The 26,990-nt window shown below is 30.5% G+C and carries 21 protein-coding genes; 12 read left to right on the top strand and 9 right to left on the bottom strand.

Annotated features, from left to right (window positions below; translation table 4 throughout):
- From SSABA_RS04595 to SSABA_RS04580, 3 genes are all read left to right on the top strand, one after another.
- Positions 1–1,737, top strand: a complete 1,737-nt coding sequence (locus tag SSABA_RS04595; RefSeq protein WP_025251419.1) for a PTS transporter subunit EIIC — start codon at positions 1–3, stop codon at positions 1,735–1,737.
- 13 nt (positions 1,738–1,750) lie between these two features.
- Complete coding sequence (gene murQ / locus SSABA_RS04590; RefSeq protein ID WP_025251418.1) at positions 1,751–2,647, top strand: N-acetylmuramic acid 6-phosphate etherase; 897 nt, start codon at positions 1,751–1,753, stop codon at positions 2,645–2,647.
- Positions 2,648–2,871: 224 nt separating this feature from the next.
- On the top strand, positions 2,872–3,696 hold the full coding sequence (locus SSABA_RS04580) for a sulfite exporter TauE/SafE family protein (RefSeq protein ID WP_025251416.1): 825 nt from the start codon (positions 2,872–2,874) through the stop codon (positions 3,694–3,696).
- 79 nt (positions 3,697–3,775) lie between these two features.
- Here the strand turns inward: SSABA_RS04580 and SSABA_RS04575 are convergent, their stop codons facing one another.
- The 3 genes from SSABA_RS04575 to SSABA_RS04565 all read right to left on the bottom strand — a co-directional run bounded on the left by SSABA_RS04575 (position 3,776) and on the right by SSABA_RS04565 (position 6,490).
- Positions 3,776–4,201, bottom strand: a complete 426-nt coding sequence (locus SSABA_RS04575) for a peroxiredoxin (RefSeq protein WP_025251415.1) — start codon at positions 4,199–4,201, stop codon at positions 3,776–3,778.
- Between the two features lie 175 nt (positions 4,202–4,376).
- Positions 4,377–5,744, bottom strand: coding sequence for a phosphatase PAP2 family protein (locus tag SSABA_RS04570; RefSeq protein WP_025251414.1), 1,368 nt, complete (start codon positions 5,742–5,744; stop codon positions 4,377–4,379).
- Positions 5,745–5,818: 74 nt separating this feature from the next.
- Positions 5,819–6,490, bottom strand: a complete 672-nt coding sequence (locus SSABA_RS04565) for a lipoprotein (RefSeq protein ID WP_025251413.1) — start codon at positions 6,488–6,490, stop codon at positions 5,819–5,821.
- 180 nt (positions 6,491–6,670) lie between these two features.
- Here SSABA_RS04565 and SSABA_RS04560 point away from each other — a divergent pair, with 180 nt between their 5' ends.
- A complete protein-coding gene (locus SSABA_RS04560; protein WP_025251412.1) occupies positions 6,671–8,611 on the top strand; it encodes an ABC transporter ATP-binding protein in 1,941 nt (646 codons plus the stop codon).
- 92 nt (positions 8,612–8,703) lie between these two features.
- On the opposite strand, the gene SSABA_RS04555 is transcribed toward SSABA_RS04560, so the two are convergent.
- On the bottom strand, positions 8,704–9,465 hold the full coding sequence (locus tag SSABA_RS04555; protein ID WP_025251411.1) for a MurR/RpiR family transcriptional regulator: 762 nt from the start codon (positions 9,463–9,465) through the stop codon (positions 8,704–8,706).
- A 260-nt stretch (positions 9,466–9,725) separates the two neighbouring features.
- Between SSABA_RS04555 and SSABA_RS04550 the strand changes: the two genes are divergently transcribed.
- The 6 genes from SSABA_RS04550 (at position 9,726) to SSABA_RS04525 (ending at position 17,653) form a co-directional block, all read left to right on the top strand.
- Positions 9,726–11,495 (top strand): hypothetical protein, encoded by a 1,770-nt coding sequence (locus SSABA_RS04550; RefSeq protein ID WP_025251410.1) that lies wholly within the window; start codon positions 9,726–9,728, stop codon positions 11,493–11,495.
- 77 nt (positions 11,496–11,572) lie between these two features.
- A complete protein-coding gene (locus SSABA_RS04545) occupies positions 11,573–13,579 on the top strand; it encodes a glycosyl hydrolase family 18 protein (RefSeq protein WP_025251409.1) in 2,007 nt (668 codons plus the stop codon).
- 50 nt (positions 13,580–13,629) lie between these two features.
- On the top strand, positions 13,630–15,180 hold the full coding sequence (locus SSABA_RS04540) for a glycosyl hydrolase family 18 protein (RefSeq protein WP_025251408.1): 1,551 nt from the start codon (positions 13,630–13,632) through the stop codon (positions 15,178–15,180).
- 109 nt (positions 15,181–15,289) lie between these two features.
- Complete coding sequence (locus SSABA_RS04535) at positions 15,290–16,300, top strand: hypothetical protein (protein WP_025251407.1); 1,011 nt, start codon at positions 15,290–15,292, stop codon at positions 16,298–16,300.
- A gap of 162 nt (positions 16,301–16,462) precedes the next feature.
- Positions 16,463–17,329: a hypothetical protein gene (locus SSABA_RS04530; RefSeq protein WP_025251406.1), complete on the top strand. Its 867-nt coding sequence runs from the start codon at positions 16,463–16,465 to the stop codon at positions 17,327–17,329.
- A 60-nt stretch (positions 17,330–17,389) separates the two neighbouring features.
- On the top strand, positions 17,390–17,653 hold the full coding sequence (locus SSABA_RS04525) for a hypothetical protein (RefSeq protein WP_025251405.1): 264 nt from the start codon (positions 17,390–17,392) through the stop codon (positions 17,651–17,653).
- 269 nt (positions 17,654–17,922) lie between these two features.
- Here the strand turns inward: SSABA_RS04525 and SSABA_RS04520 are convergent, their stop codons facing one another.
- Complete coding sequence (locus SSABA_RS04520; RefSeq protein ID WP_025251404.1) at positions 17,923–18,489, bottom strand: nucleoside 2-deoxyribosyltransferase; 567 nt, start codon at positions 18,487–18,489, stop codon at positions 17,923–17,925.
- Between the two features lie 156 nt (positions 18,490–18,645).
- On the opposite strand from SSABA_RS04520, the gene SSABA_RS04515 reads away from it, so the two are divergent.
- On the top strand, positions 18,646–19,233 hold the full coding sequence (locus tag SSABA_RS04515; RefSeq protein ID WP_025251403.1) for a hypothetical protein: 588 nt from the start codon (positions 18,646–18,648) through the stop codon (positions 19,231–19,233).
- Positions 19,234–19,399: 166 nt separating this feature from the next.
- Here SSABA_RS04515 and SSABA_RS04510 read toward each other — a convergent pair whose 3' ends face one another.
- From SSABA_RS04510 to SSABA_RS04500, 3 genes are read right to left on the bottom strand one after another with little or no spacing between them, the layout of a single operon-like run.
- The gene (locus tag SSABA_RS04510; RefSeq protein ID WP_025251402.1) at positions 19,400–21,445 is read right to left on the bottom strand and encodes an MOLPALP family lipoprotein; all 2,046 of its coding nucleotides are present in this window, start codon (positions 21,443–21,445) and stop codon (positions 19,400–19,402) included.
- Entirely contained in the window at positions 21,438–22,538 is a 1,101-nt protein-coding gene (locus SSABA_RS04505; protein ID WP_025251401.1) for an SGNH/GDSL hydrolase family protein, read from the bottom strand. The genes SSABA_RS04510 and SSABA_RS04505 overlap by 8 nt, the downstream gene beginning before the upstream one ends.
- 14 nt (positions 22,539–22,552) lie before the next feature.
- Positions 22,553–23,479, bottom strand: a complete 927-nt coding sequence (locus SSABA_RS04500) for a hypothetical protein (RefSeq protein WP_025251400.1) — start codon at positions 23,477–23,479, stop codon at positions 22,553–22,555.
- A gap of 432 nt (positions 23,480–23,911) precedes the next feature.
- Here SSABA_RS04500 and SSABA_RS04495 point away from each other — a divergent pair, with 432 nt between their 5' ends.
- The gene (locus SSABA_RS04495) at positions 23,912–25,657 is read left to right on the top strand and encodes a hypothetical protein (protein ID WP_025251399.1); all 1,746 of its coding nucleotides are present in this window, start codon (positions 23,912–23,914) and stop codon (positions 25,655–25,657) included.
- 72 nt (positions 25,658–25,729) lie between these two features.
- Here the strand turns inward: SSABA_RS04495 and SSABA_RS04490 are convergent, their stop codons facing one another.
- Entirely contained in the window at positions 25,730–26,959 is a 1,230-nt protein-coding gene (locus SSABA_RS04490) for an AEC family transporter (protein WP_025251398.1), read from the bottom strand.
- Positions 26,960–26,990 lie beyond the last annotated feature (31 nt).

The raw sequence follows: 26,990 nt of genomic DNA, 5'->3' as shown, positions 1-26,990 counted from the left end.
ATGAAAAATGCTAAAAATGTTGCTAATCAAATTTGTGACATCATTGGCAAAGAAAACATAAGTTCATTTACAAATTGTATGACTCGCCTACGGGTGAAAGTTATTAACAAAGCCCAAATAAATTTAGATGTTTTAAAATCGGTTTCAGGAGTGCTTGGCGTTGTGGTCGTTGAAGATCAAATGCAAATTATTCTAGGGCCCGGATTTGTCAATAAGGTTGCTGTTGAGTTTGCAAAACTTACTGAAGCCACTAAAGAAGATGCAATTAGCGAAAATCTTGATGGCAATAAGTTGCAAGTCAAATCAGCTGAACAATTGGGATCTGAAAATAAGTCAAAGTATCGCAATAAAAACAGAGTACAAACTTTTTTAAGTAAAATCTCTAAAGTATTTACACCTTTAATTCCCGCTTTTATTGGAGCTGGAATTTTATCAGGAATTGCAGGAATTATGTTATCACAAGTTCCGCTTTTAGCAGATAAGACAGGGCCAAACTGAGAAGGCTATGAAACCTTAAAGTCATGATGAAATGTAATGTCAATCGGGCTAACTATTTTAACTAATGTCTTTATAATTGCGGTTGGTTGAAGAATTGGTGAAGAATGAGGGGGAAACCCAGGAATTTCAGCGCTGATGGCAGCGATGTTTTGTACATTTGTTGGACCAACAGTAATAGGAATTTTTGTCAGTCAGGGAGACTCATATAACTTCTTGGGGATGATAATTAACAAAGCTGATATTGAAAAAAACTGATTTACAGTTGGGTTTGTTAATTTTCAAACTGATGGAACCCCAATTTTGGGTGCAGCTCATGCTGGCCTAATCGGGGCGATGATAAGTGCTGGGGTTACTGTAAATTTGGAAAAAGCCTTTCGCAGATTTATGCCCGGAGCAATTGACACCATTTTAACTCCAATTATTGTAGTATTTTCAATGATTCTTATTAACTTCTTATTAATAATTCCAATTGCTGGATATTTATTTACAGCAATTTCTTGATTATTTATAAACATTTATCAAAATCCTTTTGGAGCCGCTTTCTTGGCAGGAATCTTCTTAATTGCCTTAACTTTTGGAGTTCACCAAGGATTTCTACCAGTTTACTTTGCATTAATTCAAGAAACTGGAGTAAATGGACTATTTCCAATTATGTGTATGGGGGGAACCTCAATGGTTGGAGTAAGTATTGGCTTATGATTAATGGCTGGTAAAAATTCAATTTTAAGAAAGCAAATTACAGGAGCAATTATCCCAGGTTTTTTAGGAATTGGAGAACCACTACTTTATGGAATTTGTTTGCCAAGAGTTCGACCTTTTGTTGTTGCTTGTATCACTGCGGCATTTGGAGGCTTCTATATGGGAGCAATGAGTTTTTGAGGTGGTATTAATGTTGGGATGAATTCAGCCACTGGTCCAGGAGGATTAACAGCTGCAATTATGATGACAACAATTGACGGTAATATTGTTGCTGGAGTTCTAACCTATTTATCAGGATTAGTACTAACCTATATTCTAGGGGCAACGTTCTGTTGATTTGCCTATTCAAAAATTGCCTTAAATGGTTCTAAAAATATGAAAGCTATTTTTCAAAAAAATGGAGACTATCAATTAAGTCAAAAAATTGGTTATGGGTTGGCATTTGCAACAGTATTTGGTATTTTTATTAGTTGAATCATATGATTTAGTAAAATGCCTAAAGCTGATCGAAAACAACTTGAAAGCCTTAAACTCAAATAGGAAGAAAGATAAAATGAAAGATATAAATTTAAAAAACATATTGACTGAGGGCAGAAACCCTAACAGTCGCGATTTAGATACTAAGTCAACATTACAATTATTAGAAATTATTAATCAAGAAGATAGTAAAATTACATCCGCAATTGCCGCTGAAATGAAAACAATTTCTCAAGCAGTTGACCTTATTTATGAAAAAATTAAAAATGAGGGTCGACTAATTTATTTGGGGGCGGGGTCTTCAGGAAGAATTGGGGTTTTGGATGCCAGTGAAATGTTACCAACATACGGAGTTGGAGATAAAATTTTTGGATATGTAGCTGGGGGCGATGAAGCGCTGCGAATACCAATCGAAGGCGCAGAAGATTCACAAGAGTTAGCAATTCAAGATTTGAAAGCAATTAATTTTTCAAAAAAAGATGTAGTCCTGGGAATCGGAGCTTCAGGAAGAACCCCTTATGTATTGGGAGCTCTAAAATATGCCAAGTCAATTAACGCAACAGCAATCGCTCTTTGTATGACTTCAAATTCAGAATTTAAAGAAGTTGCGGATTTAACAATGGCAGTTTTAACAGGACCCGAGGTAGTTACTGGGAGTACTCGAATGAAATCAGGAACTGCAACCAAAATGGTTTTAAATATGATTTCCACAACCTTAATGATTAAATTTGGAAAAGTTTATGACAACTTAATGGTTGATGTTAAAGCAACAAACGAAAAACTAGTTGCTCGTTGTATTAAAATTGTTCAGGATTTAACAAATGTAAGCGACGATGAAAAAGTTTTAGCTACTTTAAAACAAGCTGAGATGGATTGTAAGTTTGCAGCGATTATGCTAAAAAATGATGTTAGCCTTCAAAAAGCAAAAGAAATGTATCAAAGCAACAATAATAGTTTAAGAAACATTATTTAGAAAAGAGATTATATGGGCTCGTATGGATCACTAACAAAATTACAAAAAATAATTATTTGCTCAATCGGACTTATGAGTGTCTTTTGTCTTGCAATTGGGGGAATAATATTATTCTGAGATTTTTTTGTAATAGGTTTAGTTTTCCTAATACTGGGTGCTGTCGGATTTATTGGGACGACAATTACTTGAATAATTTTTGAATTTATTAATAAAAGGTCGTAATTATGAGTTTATTTATTTTAATCCCAATTTTATTTGTTATTGCGTTATTAGTTTCTGGTCTGGGTTCGGTTTCAGGAGTCGGTGGTGGAGTTTTATTTGTTCCGCTATTACTGATTTTGTTGCCGTCAAAAAACATTGAAGAAATTAAATTTATATCAACTCTACTTGTTTTTGTTTCTGCAACCATTAATGTTATTTGAAATTTAATTAAAAAAAATATTAACTATTTAGTTATTTTAATTGGAATAGTGGCTTCAGTTCCAGCTGTATTTTTAGGAAGATATATTGCTGGCTTATTTAGCCTGGATGTTTTAAAAATAATCATTGGAGCAATTTTGATTTTTGTCAGTATCTTGTTAATCCTTGTTGAATATGTTTTTAAAAACAAAGAAAAAAAAAATAATTCGGAAATAAAATCAAAATTCAATATTAAAATCAATGAACAAAGTAGCATTAATATCTTTAAGTTAATTTTCATAAGTATAGCTGGGGGATTAATAACTTCACTAACCGGAATGGGCGGAGGACCTATTTTGATGCCAATTTTATTAATTTGATGTGGTCTGACTATGGGTCAAGCTTCACCGATTTCTCATTCGCTAATTGCGGGGGCATCTTTAATATCGCTACTATTGAATTATCATCTTTTTGGTGATTTTGAAATTATGGTTAAGACCGGATTGCCAATGCTGATAGGAGTTATTATTGGAACTATTGTTGCGATTGCAGTAAAAAAATATATTACAAAAGAAATTTACATTAAGTGAATACTAATTGTCTTGATTTGAATTTCCGCAATCAAATTAATACTTGATGTTTTATTATAGTTTTCTAGATTAAAACTCATTAAAAAATCTTATTGAATAATTTCAATAAGATTTTTTATTTATATTTTTTTACAATTTATTATAGTTTACCGATAACCTCTTTTATATGTTCGACAGCATCAATATTTCTGAATTCATGAATCATATCTAAGTTTTTATCTAAAATAAAAGTACTTCGGTCTTCCTCTGTTGGTGTTTCCCCATTAATGGTGTTAAAGCCTTTGTGTAATATTAAATCTGTATCACAAATTAATGAGTAATCAATATTGCATTCTTTGGCAAATTTTTCTTGCTCAGTCTTGTGGTCCATAGAAACTCCTGCAACTGAGTAGCCCTTTGATTTAATCTCACTTAAGTTCTCTTGAAAGCAATTGACTTCTAAAGTGCAAAAAGTTGTACTAGCTTTTGGATAGAAAAATAAAATAATCCCTTTTGGACCAACCATTTGGCCTAACATTTTTTTGCTACCATCCTCTAATAAATAATTTTTTGATTTTCATTCCATAATTATTTTCCCCATTTTCTGTCTTTACTAAAATAAATATTTTATTAAATAAAAAAATAAAGGTAAGGAAGTTTGAAAATCAAAGCAATTAATAATTTAAAAATTATTTCTGATGAAGTTCAATGTTCTCAACCTTGAATTCATTATATAGCACTATCTTAAAATAACAATAATTTTAACTATGAATAATTTCATTAACTTGGGTTTCGTTTAAATATTTTTTAATTTTCTTTTCTGATTTTTTGGTTCCAAATTTTGAAATTAGTATTTTATTATCATTTTGATAGTAAATATAAATTCTGTTATTTAAAATGCAAAAATTATTTTCTTTTAAACTTTTATTGCGGATTTTTAAAACAATTTTAGTCGCTAGTTTATTTGTTACTGACAATGATCAAATTAATGCAATGGTGCAAAACACAAAAGAAAATCAAGTATCTGAAACATAATGTGTTCGAGCAACAACCAACAAATTGATCATTGAGAGCTCGTTTACTAACCAAATAGCGAATAAAGTAATTGTAATTCAACGCTTGTTTTTTTGGTTTTTAACTATTGAATCAGCAAATAAAACATAGTAAATCCCAGTGAATCCTGAAATTGTATGTCCGGACGGAAAATCCCTGTTGTCTCAGCATAATGGTTTAGTGTAGTTTGGATCAAAAGGAAGAATTCAAGTAAATCACTTTGATCCGGGCCAAAATTTAATATTTTGATATCAATTTCCATTAATTTCATATCATTTATAATATCTGTCTGCTTGTGTTCAATAACCTCCAGTATTATAGCTTTGTAAAATTTGTTCCTTAATATTTGGGTAATCAACCTCAAGTTTTTGAACTTCTGGGGTAAGTTCAATATCTATAGCTCAGCCACTATCATCTAGCTCGACCTTTCCAATGTATTTTTCAAATTCAACATTCAAATAATAAGGTCGACCAAAAGTTTGTTTTAAAATCAAAGTTAAAATTAAAAAACTAATAATTCCAAATACCAAGGCGCTAATCGCAGTAATTCAAACGCGATTCTCAATTAAAACTCTTGATTTACTTAGTTTTAAACGTAAAAATAAAATTCAGAAAATTAAAATCATTGTTTCGATGATAAATATAGATATTCTTGCAGCACTTTTAAAGGTATTATTTGTTAAATACTCTACATCAATTCCCGGTCCTCAACCGGTGTTCTCATTAAAAACCCCAACTAGTCTTATTAAGTTGTAAGTTAGAAAAAAAATTATAACAACAAAATAGCAAAGATAAATTGTGTTGTAAACTGATTTCTTACCTTGAAACCTTAAATAAAAAGCTTCAATAACAATTAAAAATGAAATTGACATTACAAGAAATAATGAAGTAAAACCCATTTCGTTATAAAAAACAACTCAAAATTTTACAAAATTGATCTGCATTCCTTCACCCATAACATCGGCGAACCATCTATCAATATTACCAAATGATGTTGCAATAAAACCAACAAATAAAAACCCGGCAATCGCCAAGGTTGTTAAAATATATCATTTTTTATAAATCTTGTTTGTCATAACCTTTAAACTCCAATCCGTTTAAATAATTACTTTTTTAATACTAATTTCAAAATAAATATCTATTATTTTATTTAACTAGACATGCTAGTAAAGCTGATAGTAGCTTCGCCAAAGTATTCGGCTTCCTCACCACCAACTAAAATTACAGTTGAGCTTGTTTTATCTTTTAATGAATATCCATCATTAGAAGAGGGGTTAAATTTGGTATTTCTTGTTAATTTTCCAAGTTCCAACAAAATCTCATTTAAAAATACATCATCTTCAGCTTCGCTATTTACTTCACCTAGTACTTTTGAAGTAAGAGATTTATTTAAATCTGCAAATGCTTTAAAAGTAACTGTGACAGCTTCTCCTGTATATTTCTCTTCAATTTGTTCTTCAATTTCTTCATCAAACATCTCTATTTCAGGAACCTTTTCTGGTTCGATTTCTTCTGCTTTTGGTGAAACGATAGCCTCATTAATATTTATGACAACATCTAGTTTATCTCAATCCAAATCATTCTTATTATTCTTGTCTATTAAATCCTTAAATACATCTAAAGAAATAATTCCGATTTTATCTTCTGTTGGTTCCACTTCAATTCGCCCTAGATCTCTAACTTCTAATATCTCGCTTAAATCCCCATATTTCAATTCTTCATTAATTTCTGGGGGAGTAATTCCAACATTACATGCAACAACACCTGATGCGGGAATTGTTGCCAGGCTTAAAGCTCCTAAAACTGATAATAATTTTTTCATAATTTTTCTCCTTTATGATATTTACTATATTTTATATAAACTTTATCTTAAATGCAAACTTCTTTGAAATCAATTTTTATTTAATTTACTATTTTAGTAAACACCTTTACTAAAAGTAAAAACGTATTTATTATTATAAAAAATTTTTAATATAAAATAATAAGCGAAAGGAGTTATAAAATGACTAAATTACCAAAACACGAGTTTAAAGATCTTGAAATCCGCCGAGAAATCGAGATTTTAAACGAAAAATTAACAAACAAAGTTATTAGTGATAAGCAACACACAAACGCTGTTGCTAAATTAATTAAAAAAGACATAAACCTTTCTAGACCTAAAGGGGCATTTTTCCCTTTAGTAATTCGCTACTTTAAAAAGCATTGACAGCTAGCAATAATTATAATTACTTTATCAATTATTTCAGTTTTAGGGTCAATTGCAATTCCGCTACTAGTGAAACAAATGACCACAGATATCATGCAAAAAAACGGACTACCAATTCAGGGGGTTGATTTTTGGGGGCTACCTTGACAAACAACCCTAACAATTGCTCTAGCTATTGTTGCTGGAAGTGCTTTGATTACCTATGGATCACAGTATTTTTCTGTTTTAATGGGTAAAAAAATTGAAATTGATTTAAGAAACCGTTCTCTTGAATCGCTTGTACGTCAAGATATTTCATATTATTCAGATAAAAAAATTGGAGAAATCATTACAAAAGTAATCTCTGATACTCAAATCGTCGGAGATCAAGCGGTTCAAGTTCCAGTAACTCTAATTAACGCTTTTCTAACAATCATAGGAGCCTCAATTATGATGTTTATTTTTGAAGCCACTTTAGCAGCTTCGGTATTAGGGATGTTTGTTGTAATTCTTTTAGCAATGGCAATTTCGTTTGCCTTTACTAAACGTAGCTATTCAAGAGTTCGTGAAGTTGTGACTGATATTAATGGAGATGTTACTGACCGAGTGGGAGCTATCCGTTTGGTAAAAGCATCAGGAACCGAGAATTATGAAACCAATCGTTTCAAAGATTTACATAAAAAATACTATTCAGAATCTGTAAAAATGGGAAAAATCCAAGCATTAATGATTACAATTTTGTTCTCAGGAATTAGTTTTATTCAATTTATTTCGATAGGAATAGCAATGATTAAATATGGTAATTCAGGCGCTGCAGGAGTAGAATTCTTTGGAATTACATTTGCCTCATTTACCATGGCTCAAGGTATTATGACCGGACCACTATTTCAAGTAGTTATGGCATCGGTTGGAATTGCTCAGGCTTCGGTTGCATCAACGCGAGTAGAATCAACAATCGAAGCAGAATCAATTTTAGACCCTCACTACAATGATGGTATTAAAATTGAAGAAATTTCAGGAGACATTATTTTCAAAGGTGTTTCGTTTGCTTATCCAGAAAAACCAACAAAAACAATTTTGCCAAAATTTGATTTTACTTTTAAACAAGGGCGCAGCTATGCTTTTGTTGGTGAAACTGGAAGTGGAAAATCAACTATTTCACGACTATTATTGAGATACTATGACCCAACTGAAGGTCAAATCCTTATTAACAAAAATATTAACTTAAAAGATGTTAACTTGTCGAGTTACTTATTTAATATTGGTTATGTTGAGCAAGATCCTCAAATTATTTACGGTAACGTTTTTGATAATGTTGCTTATGGGCGTTTTGATGCAACAGAAGAAGAAGTGATTGAAGCTTGTAAGAAAGCAGAACTGCACAATTTAATTATGACTTGACCGGAAGGATACCAAACTATTTTGGGAGAACGAGGTTTCATGCTTTCTGGAGGTCAAAAACAACGTATGATTATTGCACGAATGTTTTTAAAAGATCCAAAAATTTTGATTTTGGATGAAGCAACTAGTGCTCTTGATAATATTGTTGAAAAAGAAATCCAAGAAAAACTTGAAGACTTAATGGTTGGAAGAACAACTGTTTCAATTGCACACCGTCTAAGCACAATTAAAAATGCTGATGAAATTATTGTTTTAGGAGCTGATGGTGCTGGAATAGTTCAAACCGGAACGTTTGAATCTTTAAAATCAACACCAGGTCACTTCAAAAAATTATATGAAGCAGGGTTAATGGATTAATTAAACTATTAAGATAATAATTTTTTATTAAAATTGTTTACAAAAATATAAAAACCCCGTTATTAAAACGGGGTTTTTATATTTTTCATAGCTTAACTTTTACTTTTAATTTCTAAAAAGTTATCAATTAATGAAAATAAATAGCTTAAAATAAAATGCTGGTTAATGAATTTTTTAGAATAATAATCAACATCTGTTACTATTATCAAATCATCTGAGTTAATTGTCTGCTTTAATAAATTGGTGCAAAAAATAGCTAATTGGTTGCTTTTCTCAAGCGATAGCTTTTTAAAATCATCAATGACAACTTCAACGTTTTTTCCATAAATAAAGGCAATAATAAGATCATTTTCTCTTAGGTTTTTAAGATGGAATGGAAAAAAACTTTGAGGTGTATATAAACGAACATCGCGTTTGTGAGCACCAACCACATCATATAATAAATTTGCTTCAGAAGAACTTTGTAAAGTATAGACAATATGAACCATTCCAGATTTTTTTATTAGATTTGATAGAATTTCTAATTTTGGTAAAAATTTGTCACATTCTTCAATCGCATTAATCGAAGAATTTTTAAACTCCTCAATGGTTAAATTACTACTAATAAATCGCTCCTTGATTTGTTCGTGTTCTCATTTTAATCTTAAAATTAACTCATTATATCCTGAAAATGATAGCCGCTTTGAAAACTTAGTCAAAGTGGCCTGTGAAATAAAGAGTTTTGCCGCAGTTTTTTTAGAACTCAAAAAATGGTTGTTAACAAATTGATTAAATAATTCTACGGCAATACTCTTGACAAGACCTGGGCGCTCTTGTTTTCGAATTATATCAATTTGGCCGAAAGTACTTTCCATAGCAACCCCAATCATAAGCACATTATTTTGCTGTATTAATTAATTTTAAACAATTTTTAGATAATTTATTAGTTTTTTTTAAAAACAACTAATAAGTTTTTTCTTAAATATTTTTAAAAAAATAACTAATATTTATAGTATAAAAGAAGCAAAATAAATAAATGCTTATAATAAAAAACTTAAGGTGTTAAAATATTTACATAAAGCAAACATAAAATGCTTTACCAAGTTTGCTTTGTTTGAAAGTTAAGGTGTCACCCGTGAGAAAATTTCTTACTACTTTAGGAACCTTATCAATCTTAACCGCAACCCCATTAACGATAATATCTTGCTCTAGAAAAATAAATAACAAAGATGAACACCCCTCGTATGACTATGAAGCCGGGATTCAAAATTTAATTTCTACAGTTACTAGTATTTACCAAACCAATGTTGCCGGTAATATGGCCCCATACTTGTTTTTTTATGAAGATAATTCAAGCCCATTTAGTTTTATTAATTTTTCAAACTTACAAAAAATAGAGCCATCTGAATTGGCAAATTCTAATAGTTCAGCTTTTGAATCAATTAATCAAGATTTGAGAAAAATAATTAACTGGGAGCAAATTAACAATCAACTTCGTCAAGAGGTGAATAACAATCCTAACTTCTTGCCACTCCTAGTTAATAATAACCCTCCCATCCAAAATGGTTTTTATGTAAGTAGAATAGAACTTCAAAAACGAGGAGTTTCTTCTATGAGTTTAAAAATTGAGTTTAGCACGGTGATTATTTATCGCACAGCGGTTGGAACGGTTGAAAATCTTCGAATTTGGCAAAATGCTGATATGAATGTTTTTTCAAATAAAATAATTTCAGAAAATTTAAATAAAATCAAAAATGATTTAACTGATTCTTTTAACGAAGATAAAATTGCTAATGGATTCATCTATAATAGTAATTCTGGTCATATAGTAAATTCTGCCCAGCGAATAATCAGAGATGAAACAATTCAAAATCAAATTAAAGAAACTATTTCTAAGATAAGTGTTCCAGACAATCATTATGGAATTAATTTAAATACAATGGTCAAAACAATCAACCGAGATCACACAGCAGATGCTTCAGCCCGATTTTCAATTCCAAAATTATATTGACGTTTGTCACCAAGTCCTACCAACCTCATTGATTTAGCTAAAAAAACTCTTTTAAAGGACGATGCCTCTACTGCAGAATTCTTAAAAATTGCTCAAGAAAATGATTCTAGAATTTTAGGCACTTTCATGAATAGAGAAATTCCAAGTTTGGAAAATTTGTTAGAAAACGACCCAAATTCATCTCAGGCAATTAATCAATATAACTTAAATTGAAATTTTGGACAAAATCAACTCAGAAGGGTTTTGAATCAACAAGGCTCACAATTTAAAATTGATTTCTCAAACGACCACAATACAATTGCTTTATTCGGGTTAAACATCTCAGGTATTCAAATTCGTTTTGAAAATACTAGTTTTGAAATTCCAAATTTTACCATTGCTATTCGCCAAAGAATTTTGCTAAAAAATACAAGAGTTTTATATCAAGAATTTTTAAAAGATGCTTTGCAGTTCCAAGTAGCATTCTTAAATTATAGTAAAAATTTGGAAAATCAGAATAATTCGGATTTATTTTATTTAGTCAAAACTCCTTTGTGACATGAATTATCCCCAAATCGATACTATGATTTTCAACCCCTAGCAAGACAAATGTTTGCTGAAGCTAATGCCAGAGCAAATAATGCATTAGATCGTTTTGAATTAACAAATCAATTTGCATATTCAGCTTGGACGGAAGTTCATGAACCTAGATTTGTTAAATTTAATGAAAATAATGAAATATATTTTAAAACCCAAGATAATCAAGAAAATCCTGATTTTTTAAACCGTTTAATAACCAATTTTTTTACACCTTTGAGTAATCAACCAGCCACAAAAATTAACTTTACATTTAATCACCGAAGTGACTACTCGGTTAGTTCTTCCAATTCCCCATCACCTTGAAGGTTGTTCTAAATTATAGTGAAATTTAACGATTTCACTATTTTTTAAATATAATATATAATAGTTATATAAAATAGGAAATTGAAAAAATGAAAAAATTATTATTACTTTTGGGATCGGCCACCCTTTGTGCCAGTGGTGCTTCAACAACCGTTTCGTGTTTTTGATCTAAACCCTCTGAGGAAGAAGAAACCAAGCAAAACTTATACACCGCTATTAAAAATAAAGACCTAGGTGAAATTAAAAACGATGAAGAATCAACAATCTTTACATCTTTAAAAGAATTAAATCCTGAATTGGAAGTTGATGACATAGAAATCATTAATATCAGTTCGACAGGGGCCAAAGTGAAAGCAATTGAAAGTTCAAAGCTTTATTTTGGTGATGCTCAATTAACTTTTACAATTGAAGATTACATACCAGATGGTCGCCAAGAGCTAGTTGATGTCATAGCCAATAGTTATTTAGGAGAACTTGATAACAATCAAGAATCAACAATTAAAGCCGTTGTTGAAGAACAAAACAAAAACATTGACATGAGTCAAATTAATATTACAAATATTACTACAACCAGCGCCAAGTTAACAGCTAAAGCAGATTCAACTAGCTATCGTGGTTCTGTGACAGTAACCTTTAAGATTAAAGAGGTTGTTGTTAAAAAAGAACTAATCGAAGTAATTACCCAACCAGCACTTGGCCGTCTGGAAAACAATGACCAAAATACTATTTCAAATGCGGTTAAACAAAAAAACCCCAGTGTTGACATGAGTCAAATTACAATCTCAAATATCACTACAACCAGTGCTAAACTAACAGCTAAAGCAGATTCAAAAGATTACCAAGGATCAACAACAGTAACCTTTACTTTAAATGATGCTATTTTAAAAAAGGAACTAACAGAAGTAATTACCAAACCAGCACTTGGCCGTCTGGAAAATAATGACCAAAATACTATTTCAAATGCTGTGGAAAAAAATAACCCCAGTGTTGACATGAATCAAATTACAATCTCAAATATCACTACAACCAGTGCAAAACTAACAGCCAATACAAACTCAAAAGATTACCAAGGTACAACAACAGTAACCTTTAATCTAGATGGTTCTTCGATTAATAAAGAAGATAAAACACTAGTTGGATACTGATATGAATGGGGTGGAAGCTACCAAGTTAAGCCAAATCTGACAGAATTACCAAGTAGTTATAATGTAATTGACTTGTCATTTTTATACGCAACAGCTCCATATCAAATGCCAGTCTTTCAAGTAAATGATCCTGTTAGTTTAAAAACAGGAATAACTTACCAACATTCATTGGGACATAAAGTTTTAGTCTCAATGGGAGGTCAAACCGGAGATTCTATGAAGTTTAGAAAAGGTCAGGAAGCCGAACTAAAAGCTGCCATTCTAAAAGCAATTAACGATTATGATCTTGATGGTTTAGATATTGACTGAGAGGGATCTTGTTTAGCAGATCGCGAAAGTCAAGAAGTTACAATTACAGTTTTAAAAGAAATTAAAGATGAGTGAAAAGCTCAAGGTAAAAACTTTATTATTACGATGGCTCCCGAAATGCCTTATTTGAAAAATTCTTCACTAAATTCAGGTGCCAGTTATATACCTTTCTTGAAAGGATTGGATGATTATTATGATTGAATTAATCCTCAGTTTTATAATGGTTGAGCATTTGGACCATATGTAGAACAAGCTGAGGCAAACAAATTAGGAGTGAACCCCCTAGAAATTATCACCAATGATGATGAAGCCCGTCGAGGAGAATTCTATTATGTTATGACTAAATATTTAACCACAACATATAGTCGCTATAATGATTTTTATCTAATTGAACCTGAGCGATTTGTCTTAGGGGCATCAACCAACGAACCAGCTGGTCGTGGAGCCGCAACAGAAACAGCAATTAAAAAATCTTATAAATTATTAGCAGAGGATGGCATTTATACTCGCGGTCTAATGACTTGAGCTTTAAACTTTGATAATTATGATGGAAATATCATCTCAAATAATCAGACAATCTATTTCAAACGCTGAAGCTTTGCAAAATGATATGATGAAACCCATGGAACTGAATTTGATTAAAATTTAATCAAACTATTTCAGTTGAAATTCAGAATAAAAGGAAGTAAATTATGAAAAAATTATTAGCGTGCCTAAGTGCCATTACTTTGATTGTAAGCTCTTCAACTACAACAGTATCTTGTTTTGGAGGAGAACCAAAACCAACTAAAGGAGATCTTCAAACTTTACTGTCAGTTATTATTGTAAAGGACTTGCAAACAATAAAAGATAATCAAGAAGCAACAATTCTAAATAAAGTAAAAGAGTTAAATCCCAAACTACAAACTAAAGAAGTTTTCATTTCCCAAATTAATGGTGAAACAGCTAAGGTCCAAGCTAATGCTGATTCAAAAGTTTATTCTGGTGCTGTTGAGGTAAGTTTTCAATTGGCAAATCCAATTCCTGACAATCGCAGTGATATATCAAGTGTTATCACCAGTCCATATTTAGGAAAATTAGCCAATAATGATGAAACCACCATACTAAGCAGCCTAGAACAACAAAACCCTGGAGTCTTATTTGACCAAGTAACGTTAGCAAATATAACAAAAGGAACAGTAAGATTAATTGCAAAAGAAACTTCAACTAATTACAAAGGGATAACAACAGTTGATTTTCGTCTAAATAATCCTAAAGTTGCCCAAGACGATAAAAAGCTAGTGGGATATTGATATGAATGGGGTGGTAACTACCAAGTAAAACCCAATCTCGATGAAATCTCAAATAGCTATAATGTAATTAACCTGTCTTTTTTATATGCTAAATCCCCTTACTCAATGCCGGTCTTTGAAGTTAATAATCCCGCTAGCTTAAAAGCTGGAATCGCATATCAACATTCTTTAGGTCATAAAGTACTAATTTCAATGGGTGGTCAGACTGGTGCTAGTATGAAGTTTCGCAAAAATCAACATAATGAACTTAAAACAGCAATTTTAAAAGTTATTGATGAGTATGATTTAGATGGTCTAGATATTGACTGAGAAGGTGAATGTCTCAGTGATCGTGAAAGTATTCAAGTTACCGTTGATGTTTTAAAAGAAATTAAAAATGAGCGCAGTGCCCAAGGAAAAGAATTTCTGATTACAATGGCCCCAGAATTCCCATATTTGCGAATGAATAGTAATTCAATTGGTAGCAAAAGTTATATTCCGTTTTTAATTGGATTACATGATTATTATGACTGAATTAATCCACAATTTTATAATGGTTGAGCTGACGGGGTTGTACCAGAAGCTGCAGAAGCGTTAAAACTAAATATTCCTGCAGGCCAATATGTCACAAATGATAACGAACCGCAGCGAGCAGAGTTTTATTATTTAATGACAAAGTATTTAACAACAACATTTAGCAATATGAATAAGCTGTTTTTAATGAGTCCAGATCGTTTTATGATTGGGGCCTCAACCAACGAACCTGCAGGTCGAGGTGCTGGAACTGATGACTCAATTTCTAGGTCCCATAAGTTACTTTCAGAAGAAGGAATTTACACTCGCGGTCTAATGACTTGAGCTATTAACTTTGATTATTTTGAAGGAGATATTTTTGTAAATAATAAAACCGTCTATTTTAAAAGATGAACCTTTGCATCATGGTTTGATAAAACCCACAGAAAAGAAAAATAAGCAAAAACTTAACCATAAAATGGTTAAGTTTTATTATATTTTTTAGTATTAAAGAAAACTTGTAGTAAAATATTAATTAGAACAAAACTGTTTGACAAAGGACAAAATAATGAACAAAATAAGTGACCAGCAGAGTAGTCAAAAATTATTCAAAGACTGAAAATTTTGAGCAAAATTATGAATAGGTATATTACCATTATTTTCTGTAATTTTTTTCATCTCATTTCGTATTTGAGTAGCCGCACAAAACTTAAAACACGGAAATTCAGCGGAATGACCAGTAATTGATGCTTTGACTAAAATGGGCGGAACTCAAGAGTCAAAATGAAAACTTCCAGGTGATCCGTTGTTTAACCCCCGCTATAATTTACAAAAAATAATTGAATGAAATTTAACTCAAAGAGTTGGGTATACTCTTGCAAGAAATTTATTTTTATACACAACACTATCAAATTTATTATTTTCTTACTTTTTTATTAATAGCGCCATTTTTCATAAAAATGAAGGTCGAGGTAAAATTGATAATCCAAATTTTGGAATTTTTGTTATGACAATAATTTCCATTACTTGCTTCACATACTTGGGATCACTTATTGTAACTGATGACACAAAAAATTATGATTTAGCCCAGTGAATAAGTTTGTTTTTAGAACACTCAGTTGTGCCTATAATCGGTGTCGTTTACTTTATATATTTTTATAATCACGGAAAATTAAATATTACAAAAGCGAGTTTCATAAAAGAATGGCTAATAGTGACAACGGTAGTGTTTTCATATTTTGTTTTATTTACAATTATTGGTTTTATTTGTCGATCATTTGATAATGCTTTTCCTTGGGCTTTGGAAATGTCAACTAGCGGCTATTTTCCTTATGGGTTTTTAGAATTGGATCAATCAACTGCTGCCTACACTTCGTGAATGGGACCAACTTTGCAATTTTTTTCAATCGTATTTATTTTAATGATTGGAACATCAACTGCATTCTTTTTTGGATTTAAAATCTTTTTAAAAAGTCAAGTAATCCAATTTGATGAAACACAAAAAAACCAAAATTTGTGTTCGATTGTAGCTTTAAAAGCTCAAAAAAAATTAGATGTAAAAGAGGAACAAGATTCTTAATTTTCTCGAATAATTATAAAAAATTCTGAATCTCAGTAACAGCAAATTATGACTACAAGTCGAAATTTTAATAAGCATTCTTGTATTTTATAATTTAGTAAATATTTTATTTAAAGGAGAAAGAGTATTAAAAAATTACTATCAATTTTAGCATCTTCAACAATGGTTGTTTCTGCACCATTAAGTGTCGTGTCATGCGGTAGAAATAAAGATAGAGTAGTTGATGATATTGACTTCCAGTATCTAATCAATTTATTCATCAGTGAAGTCTCAACAATTTTTCAGACTAATATCCAAAAGTATTTTAGTGAAAAATCTTGAATTTTTGATGATAATATTCCAGAAGGATTAAAAATTCAAGATTTCAAAAATAGAAAAGATGAATTACGAGATGAAAATTCTGAATTTTTTAAATTGACTAGTGATTATTTATATTCGATGGTCTCAATTAATGAAATAAATAAACAGATAGTAGAAAACGTCACAAACGATATTAATTATAACCCGATTCTAATTGATAAAGATACCCCATTAAAAAGCGAAATTACAGTATCATTTATTGAATTAATAGAAAATGTTTATTGCGGTGTTTCGGTTAATATTTTCTCTGAAGAACTATTAGCCAATTATGCAATAGATTTAAATAATAGCTACTTAGATCTTTTAAATAAAAATCTTGCAAATACCTTAGTCTATAAATCAGACAAAGGCAATTTAGAAAAAACTACAATTGTAATTAAAAGTGGCAGCGGTATTACTAGTAAATTAAAAGAGGAAATTTCTAAATTAGAAATTGATAATTTCCCTATTTTTGAAACTAAAATATTAACAAATGAGTTATCACTGACCAGAAACGAATACATTATGGTTGATCCTGGTGCCCTTGTAATTGAATCTCAAATTAATACGTGATTATCAGTTACAAATGCTGAAACAAAAATTTACTTAAAAGCTATGTACGGTGAAGAAGAGGCTGAAAAAACTTTCTATAAATGACTAGGAGAAATTAAATTCTCGTATTTAAAATAAATATTAAAGATAGCGTTCAGTGACAAAAAACTAAATGATGCTTTAAAAAATGCTGAAACAATGTCAGAGACATTGAATGGTCATTGTTTAAATGTAAATTTTTTGCGAAACATCGCAATTAGATCAGACATTGAAAATCAAAACTTAAACTTTAAAATTGATTTAGAAGAGGACAAAAAATTTTTAACATTATTTTTTCATGCTGTCCAAGGTGCAAGTTTTATAATCGGTGACTTTAAGTTTGAATTCACAAATCAAAAAAGTTATTATAAGACAGATCCTAAGGGAATATGAAAATTGTCTAGATTTATACAGATTTTGTAGAAGATTTTATTATCACAAGGAATTTATTGGACTACAAGGAAGTTTTGTTAAAGAGAATTATTATCATATTTTACCTTGAAAAAAACCTGAAAATTAAGATACTGATTATTCATAAAAAAATTCTTTCATTACCCAATTGAGTAGATCGAAAGAATTGTTTCTATAAAAATGTTTTTATCTCTTTTTAACAAAAAAATGTGAATACAATTTTTTTAAATATTTAAACTTCTCAACTTAAATTAGTTTTTAAAGTACTCATTACCCAAAAACTACCAACTATTTTTTTTGAAATCATGAAATTTGTTATTTAAAATTTCAATCTCAGTTTCATCAAAATTTTTATTTTGAACTTTTTCGATTTCATGAATTAATTCGATAGCTTTATCGTGGCTTTCCACCATATAAATTTGAGACATTTTTTTATTATTCACAAGTTTTTCGTTATAAAATGGCCCGGTTACAAATTCGTTGATTCCATATCCTGGTCATTCTCCTTGGTTTGCTTTACCAATTCTAAAGTCTGAAAAAATCCCAATAATAAATTTGTCACTGTCATTTAAAGCCATCTGAATTGCAATTCCCAATTCAACAAAAGTCCCATCGTCTCTCCCATCAATATCAAAAAGAAAATATTTTGACTTAGTCATACAATTATAATCATAATCAAAAATTTCTTTATTAGTTGGTACAACATCTCCGCTGTTAAAATCAAATTCAACTGGGTTGAAAATTTTAAATTTGCTGCCGAAGTTGTGCATTAAATTTGCTCCTTCTATTTTTCTTTGTTGACGCTCGGCTTTATTGAATAATGGCCCCGCATTGTAAATTCCATACATATTTATTGTTCCTCTCTGCTAATTACTTTGAAATCTTACCACTGCTACTCTGGTTAATAAATTATTTGTTGATTTTATATTCAAACTTTTATTGAAAATTGTCAATCTGCTTTATTGTGTTAAGATAATTGTGGATACAGTTATCCAGGGGGGAAAATGCGAAAAAGTCTTGTACTGTTAAATAGTTTTAATTTAACCGTATTATTGACATTAGTTGTCAGTATAGTAACATTAACTGCACTAAGAACTGAGCAAATACCAATTTGATTGTTTTCTTTAAATATTGTTTTTGCCTTTATTTTATTAGCGGCATTTTTTATAAGCCTAATAAAGTATTTAAGGAACGAAACTTTAACTAAAAAACGTTGGTGATACTTCATTGGTTATATTTTCTTACCTCTTGGAATCACCTTATTAATAATTGAAAAGCAAAAAAAGAACACGGAAAATTCAAATAATTCCGATGACTATTCAAAGGCTACAACAGCAACACTTTGACTATTAATTGCCGCGGGGATTCACAATTTGGTTTGAATTATTGTTTTCGCTTTTATGAAAGAAATTGCTATTGTTCTAGTTCTGACGTTTTTAACACTATTTTTGCTAATTTCTTTTTTGGGAATTCTTGGAGGTCTTTTATTTAAGCGCCATTTATTAATTGTTTGCTTTGCTGGCTTTGGTATATTGATATCTTGGCCACTATGATTTATTTCAATTCAAAGTACAAAAAATAAACTTTTTTAAAGGACAATAAATTGATACTAATTAAAAAACCATTTAATATTAAATAGCAAGCGCAGACTCAAAAATTGTTGGCTTGTTATAAACTAAGAATTTATTTTAGTAAAAAATCACTTAAATAAAATAAAAAAATAATCCGCACTGAATTGTGCGGATTATTTATGTTTTACTAAGAATTTCTTTTTAAAAAACTATCTATTTTGAAATAGCCAGAATTTATTCTCTTGGCACTTATGTTGTAACTAAAAGTTTTGTCTTCGGTTTCATGGTTTAAAACTATACTAAAATTTTTGATTAAATCATCGTGAAATAATTCTGAATTTTCAATTTCAAAACTTCAACTTTCAGTAATTAGTGAGCTTTGAATTTCTGCTAAAAGAATATTGTTTTTATTGACTGTTTTTTCAGATGCCGCCCTGAAAATAGTGTCGACTTCTTTAAAACTTTCTAAACCTTCACTTAAGAATTTTTTTAGAAGGCTCAGGGAACTGTTTTCTTTGAAATTTTTATTCTCTGGATCAAATCCCAAAACTTCAAAAAAGTTTTTAGAATCTAAAAGGGCGTGTTCTAGAACCGTTGTTGTCACTTTTTTACCATTGTTATCTTTTCATTCTTCATCTTGTGCTAACGAATTAAACATCTTTCCTAGAGTTTGCAAGTTAATAACGTTGTTTGAAGAAACTACTTCATAACGTGAAACTTCTAAAGCTTTGGCTGCAGGATCTAAAAGTATCCCTGTTGAGTTATTGAGAAAATTTTTAATGCTTAAATTCCCAAAATCCTCACTTGGATTTAAACCAAAAATAACTCCTAAACGGTAAATTCCATCTTCACGATATATTTCTTTATATAAATTGTTTTTAATTGCTTCATCAGCCTTGATATTAGCAATTATTGCTTTCATATCATCGGGCAATGTGCCTTCAATCAAAGATATGATATTCAAAATATCGTTAATGTTATCTTGGCGAGCCATATCATTTAACAATGAAATAAAAATATGTTCAGTCTGTCCAGAAAACTTTGAAATTTCTGGGGATAATTTTTCTAGCACTTTAATAACGGGTTTAACAAGTCAATTAATTCCCGCACTTTTTCTAACAAAAATATTTGTCTCTCCTTCAAACAAAATTGAAATTAAGCGCTGAAAATTATAGCCATTTGGATCATCTTCATCTGGATTCAAGTAGAACGAACAATTTGCAACAAGTTGTTTAATGTTAATTAGAGAATCATTGATTTCAAATTTTTTATTTCGAACGCTCTTTAAGGTTGTTAAATTTTTTTGACCATCAACGAAAAGTTGGGCTGGATTAGAAACTTTGTGGGTTCTATATTGGTCAAACTGATTGATATAAACCATTAAGATAATTCCAAAATGAATTATTTCTGCAAAAGCCTCTAGGTTTTCAGCAATGTCAAACTGAAAATCAACTGATGAGAAGTTTAATAAAACGTTTGTTAAATTTTCTAAAGCTAAATTGGTATTTTCTTTAGAGTTTTTTACTCCAATTTTGGCATACTCAATATTTTTATCTTTTAAAAATATTCTAGCCATCCCATTTGAAAGACTATTCATTCCATTTTGTAAAACATCTTGGAAAGTCATTCCCTCATATACTCCTAAATCAAAAGCTTGCCCAAAACTTTGCAAAATTTCTTTTGACAATAACCCAGCAATTGTTTTTGCTAAAAGGGGGTCTAGAACCTTTGCGATCATTTCTGTTTTCGAGATTAGGCCAACGATTCCTTCAAAAAAATTACCTTTTGCAATCATTTCAATTACTGAACTAAATCCAGCAATTGAATCTAACAATGAACCAGCTGAGGGTTTTTTACCTCCATCCAGATTTAGATCTGTTGTAATTTCATTTTTATTTATTGGAGAAATGGTGTTAAAGTAGGTTTTAAAAACTTTATTAAAACGTAATCTTTTTGAGTTATTAAATTCCTTTGTCTCAAAATTTTCAAAAGTATCTTCAATTACAGCTGGAGCCAAATAATTATTTGAAATAAAATCACTATCAAAGCCATTCTCGCTGTTAAGTGCTAAACTTTTACTTGCTTGAGCAGTGGCAATTGCTAAGTTGTTTATATTGTTTACTTTGTACGCATTCTCAAAATTAAAACTTTCTTTAATTGTACAAGCGGCTGTGGCCGATCCAGCCGAAGCGGTTAGGGAAATTGCTCCTAAAATAGTCAATAGTTTACGCATTGTTTGGTTCCTCCCATTCCAGTGCTAGTTGGTATAACTTTTCAGCAACATATTCATGACCTCATTCAGTAGGGTGAACACCGTCAAAGAAAAAGTGTTGATCTAATTTTTCCAAACTGCATCCTGACTCAAATTTAATTTCAATTTTTTGTTGGTTGGCAATCGTGTTTAAATCAGTGTTCATATTTACACAAGCTGTTTTTGAGTCACCACCGTCAACTTCTTCTTCGAACTTGTCCAACATAATATTAAATTCGGTATACAAATCAAACATCTTTAGTTTGTTTGGGTGTTTTTTATCCAAGTCATCAAAGATTTCTTGAAATTGCTCGTTAAATTCTTGACTTAAATTGTGAGCTTCCTGTTTTACTTTTTCGCTTTGAGTATTGTAACTTGGAATTTTACTTACATCTGGTGCATTCATAACAATAATGTGCTCAATCCCATTGTTCAATAAAACCAAAAGTGCTTGTCTGATTTCTTCAATCGCTTCTTCTATTTTTTCTTGTTGAAATTTTTGGCTTTTTCCAATTACTTGAAATAAATCATTTCCTCCAATTTCAAAAAAAACTAAATCAGTTTTTTTAACTTTGTGCTGGCGAATTAAAGCCTCAGTTTGACTTTTTATTTTAAATTTATTTAGAAGTAATCCACCACCCCCAGTAACTGAGCTAGCAGTTGCGCCCCCAACCGCATAATTATTACCGTGGTGATTTTGTTTACCGAAGTTATAGGCATAATTTCAATCATCTGTATTAAACCCTAAACGGATAGCTAATTTTTTGGCAGCTGTGTCAGAATTTGTAAAAGAATTATTTCAACTTGGTGAATCAATTTCCAAATTTAATCCAAATTGTTGATTGATTGATCCTATCAGTGCTCCGGTATCTGAAAGACTATCACCAACTGTATAAAAATTTGTAAATAATCCCTGATTATTTGAATCGTCTACTTGTTTGCTAGTATCAATGTTTTTTCCAATTAAATCATCGGCATTAAAATTTTCTTTTTGAGGAATTGTACAACTAGCTAATGGAAGCGATGCACTTGTTAGCAAACTTAGGGTTGCCATTATTTGTAATAATTTTTTCATTGTAGTTTCACTTTCTATTTTTTGTTTGCGATGTAAATATATACAATTGCAGTGACTCCAAAAATTAAGATGATAGGGAAAACGATTATTAGCATTCCAACTCCTGCTGCTGTAGTTCTTAAAGCTGCTGTAAAATTTGGATGATAAAGTCTATTTGCATCAATTAACCCTGGCAAATCATTCTCGGTTAATTTTTTATTTTTAAATACACTGCCACCTAATGCCGCAGTCATTGCAAATTTGACATTTTCTCTTTGCATATTGACAAATCAAACCTTGTTATTAACTAAATAAGCTCCGTATGAACTTTTTACCTTAATGCCTCCAAGTCCGGGTCCTGAATGTTCAACGTTTTGGTCATAAATATCTTGATCAATAATCGTTTGTTTTTCTAAAGCGTCTTGGTACACATGGCGTTTAGCTAGGTTTGGTGATAATAAATCGGCAATAACTCCTTTATGCCAAATTCAAGTAATTCCAGGATTTACATACCCGAAGCTATGATATTTTGCAGCAAAAGCCTGATCAAAAATAATCAAGTCCATTGAAACATCATTTAAATCAACATCTTCCTTGTTTTCAATAGCCCTTCCTCAGCGGTTATCAAATCAATTATTAGCGAATTCTAGATATTCTTCTTCGTGTTTTTGATTTAATGAGCTATCTTCATACCAATTGGTTGCAGACATTACGTCTGCTGTGTAAGATGAGCGCACCGATTTTTCCATGGCATATTCAAAAAATTGACCATTCCCATCAATAACAAATTTACCTTTTGGAAAATTTTTGTTGACAGTATCTTTAACGCTATTAATAAATTTTAAAGATTCAATCCCCATTCCAGGCAGGGACAGCCCCATACCTAAAATAAAAATCAAACCCATAAAACTTGCAATTGAGGCAAGCAAAAATTTACGTACCTTTTTGGATAAGTTTTTCATATGTTCTCCTTTTTGTTTTAAATGTTGGTTTTAGCTTTTAATTAATCTACTAAAACTGATTCAACATTTCCTGTAAGTTCGATGACCAGCATCTCGGAAACAAGAGATAAGCCCTTTTATCTCAATCCTTTTCCTATTATAGTTGATTTTTAAACCGTAAACTATTTTTTTTAAAAAATATTTTTTAAATTTAAAACAAGATAATAACCTAAAGAAAATTTTGATACCCAAATTAGTTAGTTTTTTCAAAGATTATCTAGTATTTGGACTCATTTACTAGCGGTAGTTAAACTAATTTTGACTAAATGACAGACAATCGGTTATAAAAATAATGATTTATTTTATATTTTTTTCATAAAAAGTAAACTTATAAGTAAAATACACTTATAATAGTATTAGTACTATTATAAGTACAGAAAGGAAAATCTAGTTATGAAAAAACTATTATCAATTTTAGCAACAGCATCATTGGTTGTTTCAGCACCATTAAGTGTTGTAGCTTGTAAAGATAAATCAGAAAATGATTTGGAAGACCTATTTGATTTTGATAATATGAAAAGTAATATGATAGCTGACATTAATACAATTTTTCAAAGAAATTTGAAAAATGATTTTGATAAAGTTTTCTTCATTAGCGACCAGACTGATTACTTTGAATATGATTACCAAACAATAAGAGCACATTTCAATGATTTTAATAACTCTTCAAGCATTTACTATAAAAGTATTGAATCCAGCCTGAAATACCTTATTAACTGAGATAAGGTAGAATCTGAGGTGCAAAGAACAATAGTAACAAATCCTAATTATAAACAATTACTAATTGATGGTCAAAACCCCCTTAAAAATGGTTATGACTTAAAAGCCTTTAAATTCATTTTAAAGGCTGACTCAAACGCAGTAACAATTGAATTAGAAGTTTCTAGCGATGTTTACTACCAAGATAAAAATGGAGCAGCCTCATATGAAACAATTAAATTTGTGAGTCAAATAACTATTTTTGAAGATGTTAATGTTGTTGATTTATTTAAGGAAGTTCAAGATGAATATTTAAAACAATTTAACAACAAGGATAATGCAAACTCATTTAGGTTCTTAAGTAATAAAGGAAATTTGAACCAAACAGCTAAAGATATTACAACCGATCAAACTATTAATAATCAGATTAAAGATTTCTTAAATATTGTAATTACAAATGCAGGTCAAGGTTTAGTTACTGCAGAAAGCAATTCCCTAAAATTACAAACTAGTCAAAATGAATCTGATGACTCAGCACATACTTACACAGATGAAAAATTTTACTGAAGTGTTGAGGGAGGACCTGTGTCAATTCTAAAAGACGCTCTATGAGGTGATCAACAACAAGAAAATAGATTTATAGAAGAAACCCAAAAAAAAGATTCAACCACTTTTTCAAAAGCAACAAATCCTAGAATTGCCAACTATGATGCTTTGGTAAATAGTCATTCGGGGATGTCAAGACTATTTAATTTCTATAATTTAAACCTAAAATATAGTGAAAGCTTAAGTTTTAAAGATTTAGAACAACAAGGATCTCAATTTGAACTTGATGTTCAAAAAGACCAAAAAACAATTGCCTTGTTTAAAACCTCGCTCTCAAACATTAAACTAAAATATGGAAATGATGAGTTTGAGCTGCCAAAAATATTTATTGAGGTTCGCCAAGATGTTTTGTTTGCAAATACTCAAGAACTAGAAAATCAATTTTGAAATGACTCATACTATGTAGTTAAAAAGTTATTTAATTTTGATAAATTCAACAAGGAATCTAATCCTGAGCTAAATTATTATCTAAACAAACCAAAAACCTGAAATTCCTATGATGTAAAACTACCATTTATTGATTATGTTGATGACTTATTTGAGGCAAATCAAGAAGCATTAAATTTTAAAAATAATTTAAATCTTTCAACTAATATAGCAACGCCTCTCCAAGCTCTGTACACTCCTTTACTAGAGTTTATTCAATATAACAAGAAAGGTGATATTTACATATTTAACGATCCTAAAATTAGATGATACCCACCATCTTTAAAGGTTTACTTCTTTTCTAACTTCTCATCGAACCGTGGTCTGACACCATCTTTTCAGTTTGGGTCTAGAGGAGCGCTTGCTGGACTTGGAGAAAAAACAATTTGAAAATTTATCACCGATTAATATTAAATTATAAATTTTTAAAAAATATTATTAAAAAAATTGCATCTTAATCGATGCAATTTTTTATTTTTTCTAGTTAAAAATTGGTGTAGAACCAAGAACGGCCCCAATTACAGTTCAAATTGGCATAGTGACAATTGCGGCAATTGTTGAAATTGAAGTTAAATTACAGGCCAACTCTGGCTCCTTATCAAAGTTGATTGCATAAACTACAATTACGTTAGCTGGGGGAGTCGCTGCCATAATTAAAATAACAGATAATTGGATGCCATCAATTGTTCAACCCCCACTTGCATTACCAATGGTTGCGACAATAATAGTTAATATTAAAGCAATAATTGGAACAACAATAATACGAATAAAAGTAGCATATCAGACATTTTTATCCTTAATGGCTTTTTTAATATTTCCTTTAGCCATTTTCATCCCAATCGCGATTCATGCCAGTGGCGTACAAACAGCCGCCAGTGCAGTTAGAATATTTGCAATTGGAGGAAAAATTAAATCAACTCTTAATGGAGAAAACTTGTCAACCCCGTTATATGATACAAAACGAATTCCTGGAATAAGTTGAGTTGCCCAAATAAAGAAGCCGATCATGGTGGCTATTAAAACTGGATTTGAAAAAATTTTTTTCAAATTAGCGTTACGCATTTTACGAGCTTCGACTAATCCATCTTGTTTTAATTGTTTTTTTAATTGGGTTTGGTCTTTTAAAAGCAGTTCCATTTCTGCAGGAGTCAAATTTTCTTTTTTTAATTTTAATTCTGTTTTAGTAAATAACCCTACTTGAGTTGTTATTGTGTTATCTTTGCTCATAATTAGAAAGCCAACAGAACACAAAAATACTCAATAAGAAATGTTAAAGTTATTGGCGGTTAGCTCTCCGGGGGTTCCAAACATTTCACGAATTAATGGTAACCCAAAGTAAGCAGTAGAACCCAATGAAACACACATTGCTAAAGTATCTTGGATGTCGCGGTTATATTTCAAAAAGAAAACTCGCGATACCATTGTCATAATTAGATAAAAAATAAATCCTAAGATGATAACAGATAATTCTGAAATGAATTTATCAATATCAATATCTGCTAAAAAGCTTTTTAGTACTAACGAGGGCAACCCCAAGAGCATCACAAACTTTATAAATGCTTGATCCCAATCCTTATTTATAATCCCCTTAACGGTTAAAATAAATCCCAAAGAAATTACTGAAATTGTGGCAATTATAGCTGACCACAGGGGTCAGTCCAGAAGGGTCTTGGAGATTGCCTCATTTACTGCGCTAGAATAAATGTTCATATATCCTCCCACCAACAACTACAATGCTGCT

The sequence above is a fragment of the Spiroplasma sabaudiense Ar-1343 genome (genome assembly GCF_000565215.1).
GTDB lineage: Bacteria > Bacillota_I > Bacilli_A > Mycoplasmatales > Mycoplasmataceae > Spiroplasma_B > Spiroplasma_B sabaudiense.
This window is presented reverse-complemented; position numbering and strand designations above follow the sequence as displayed.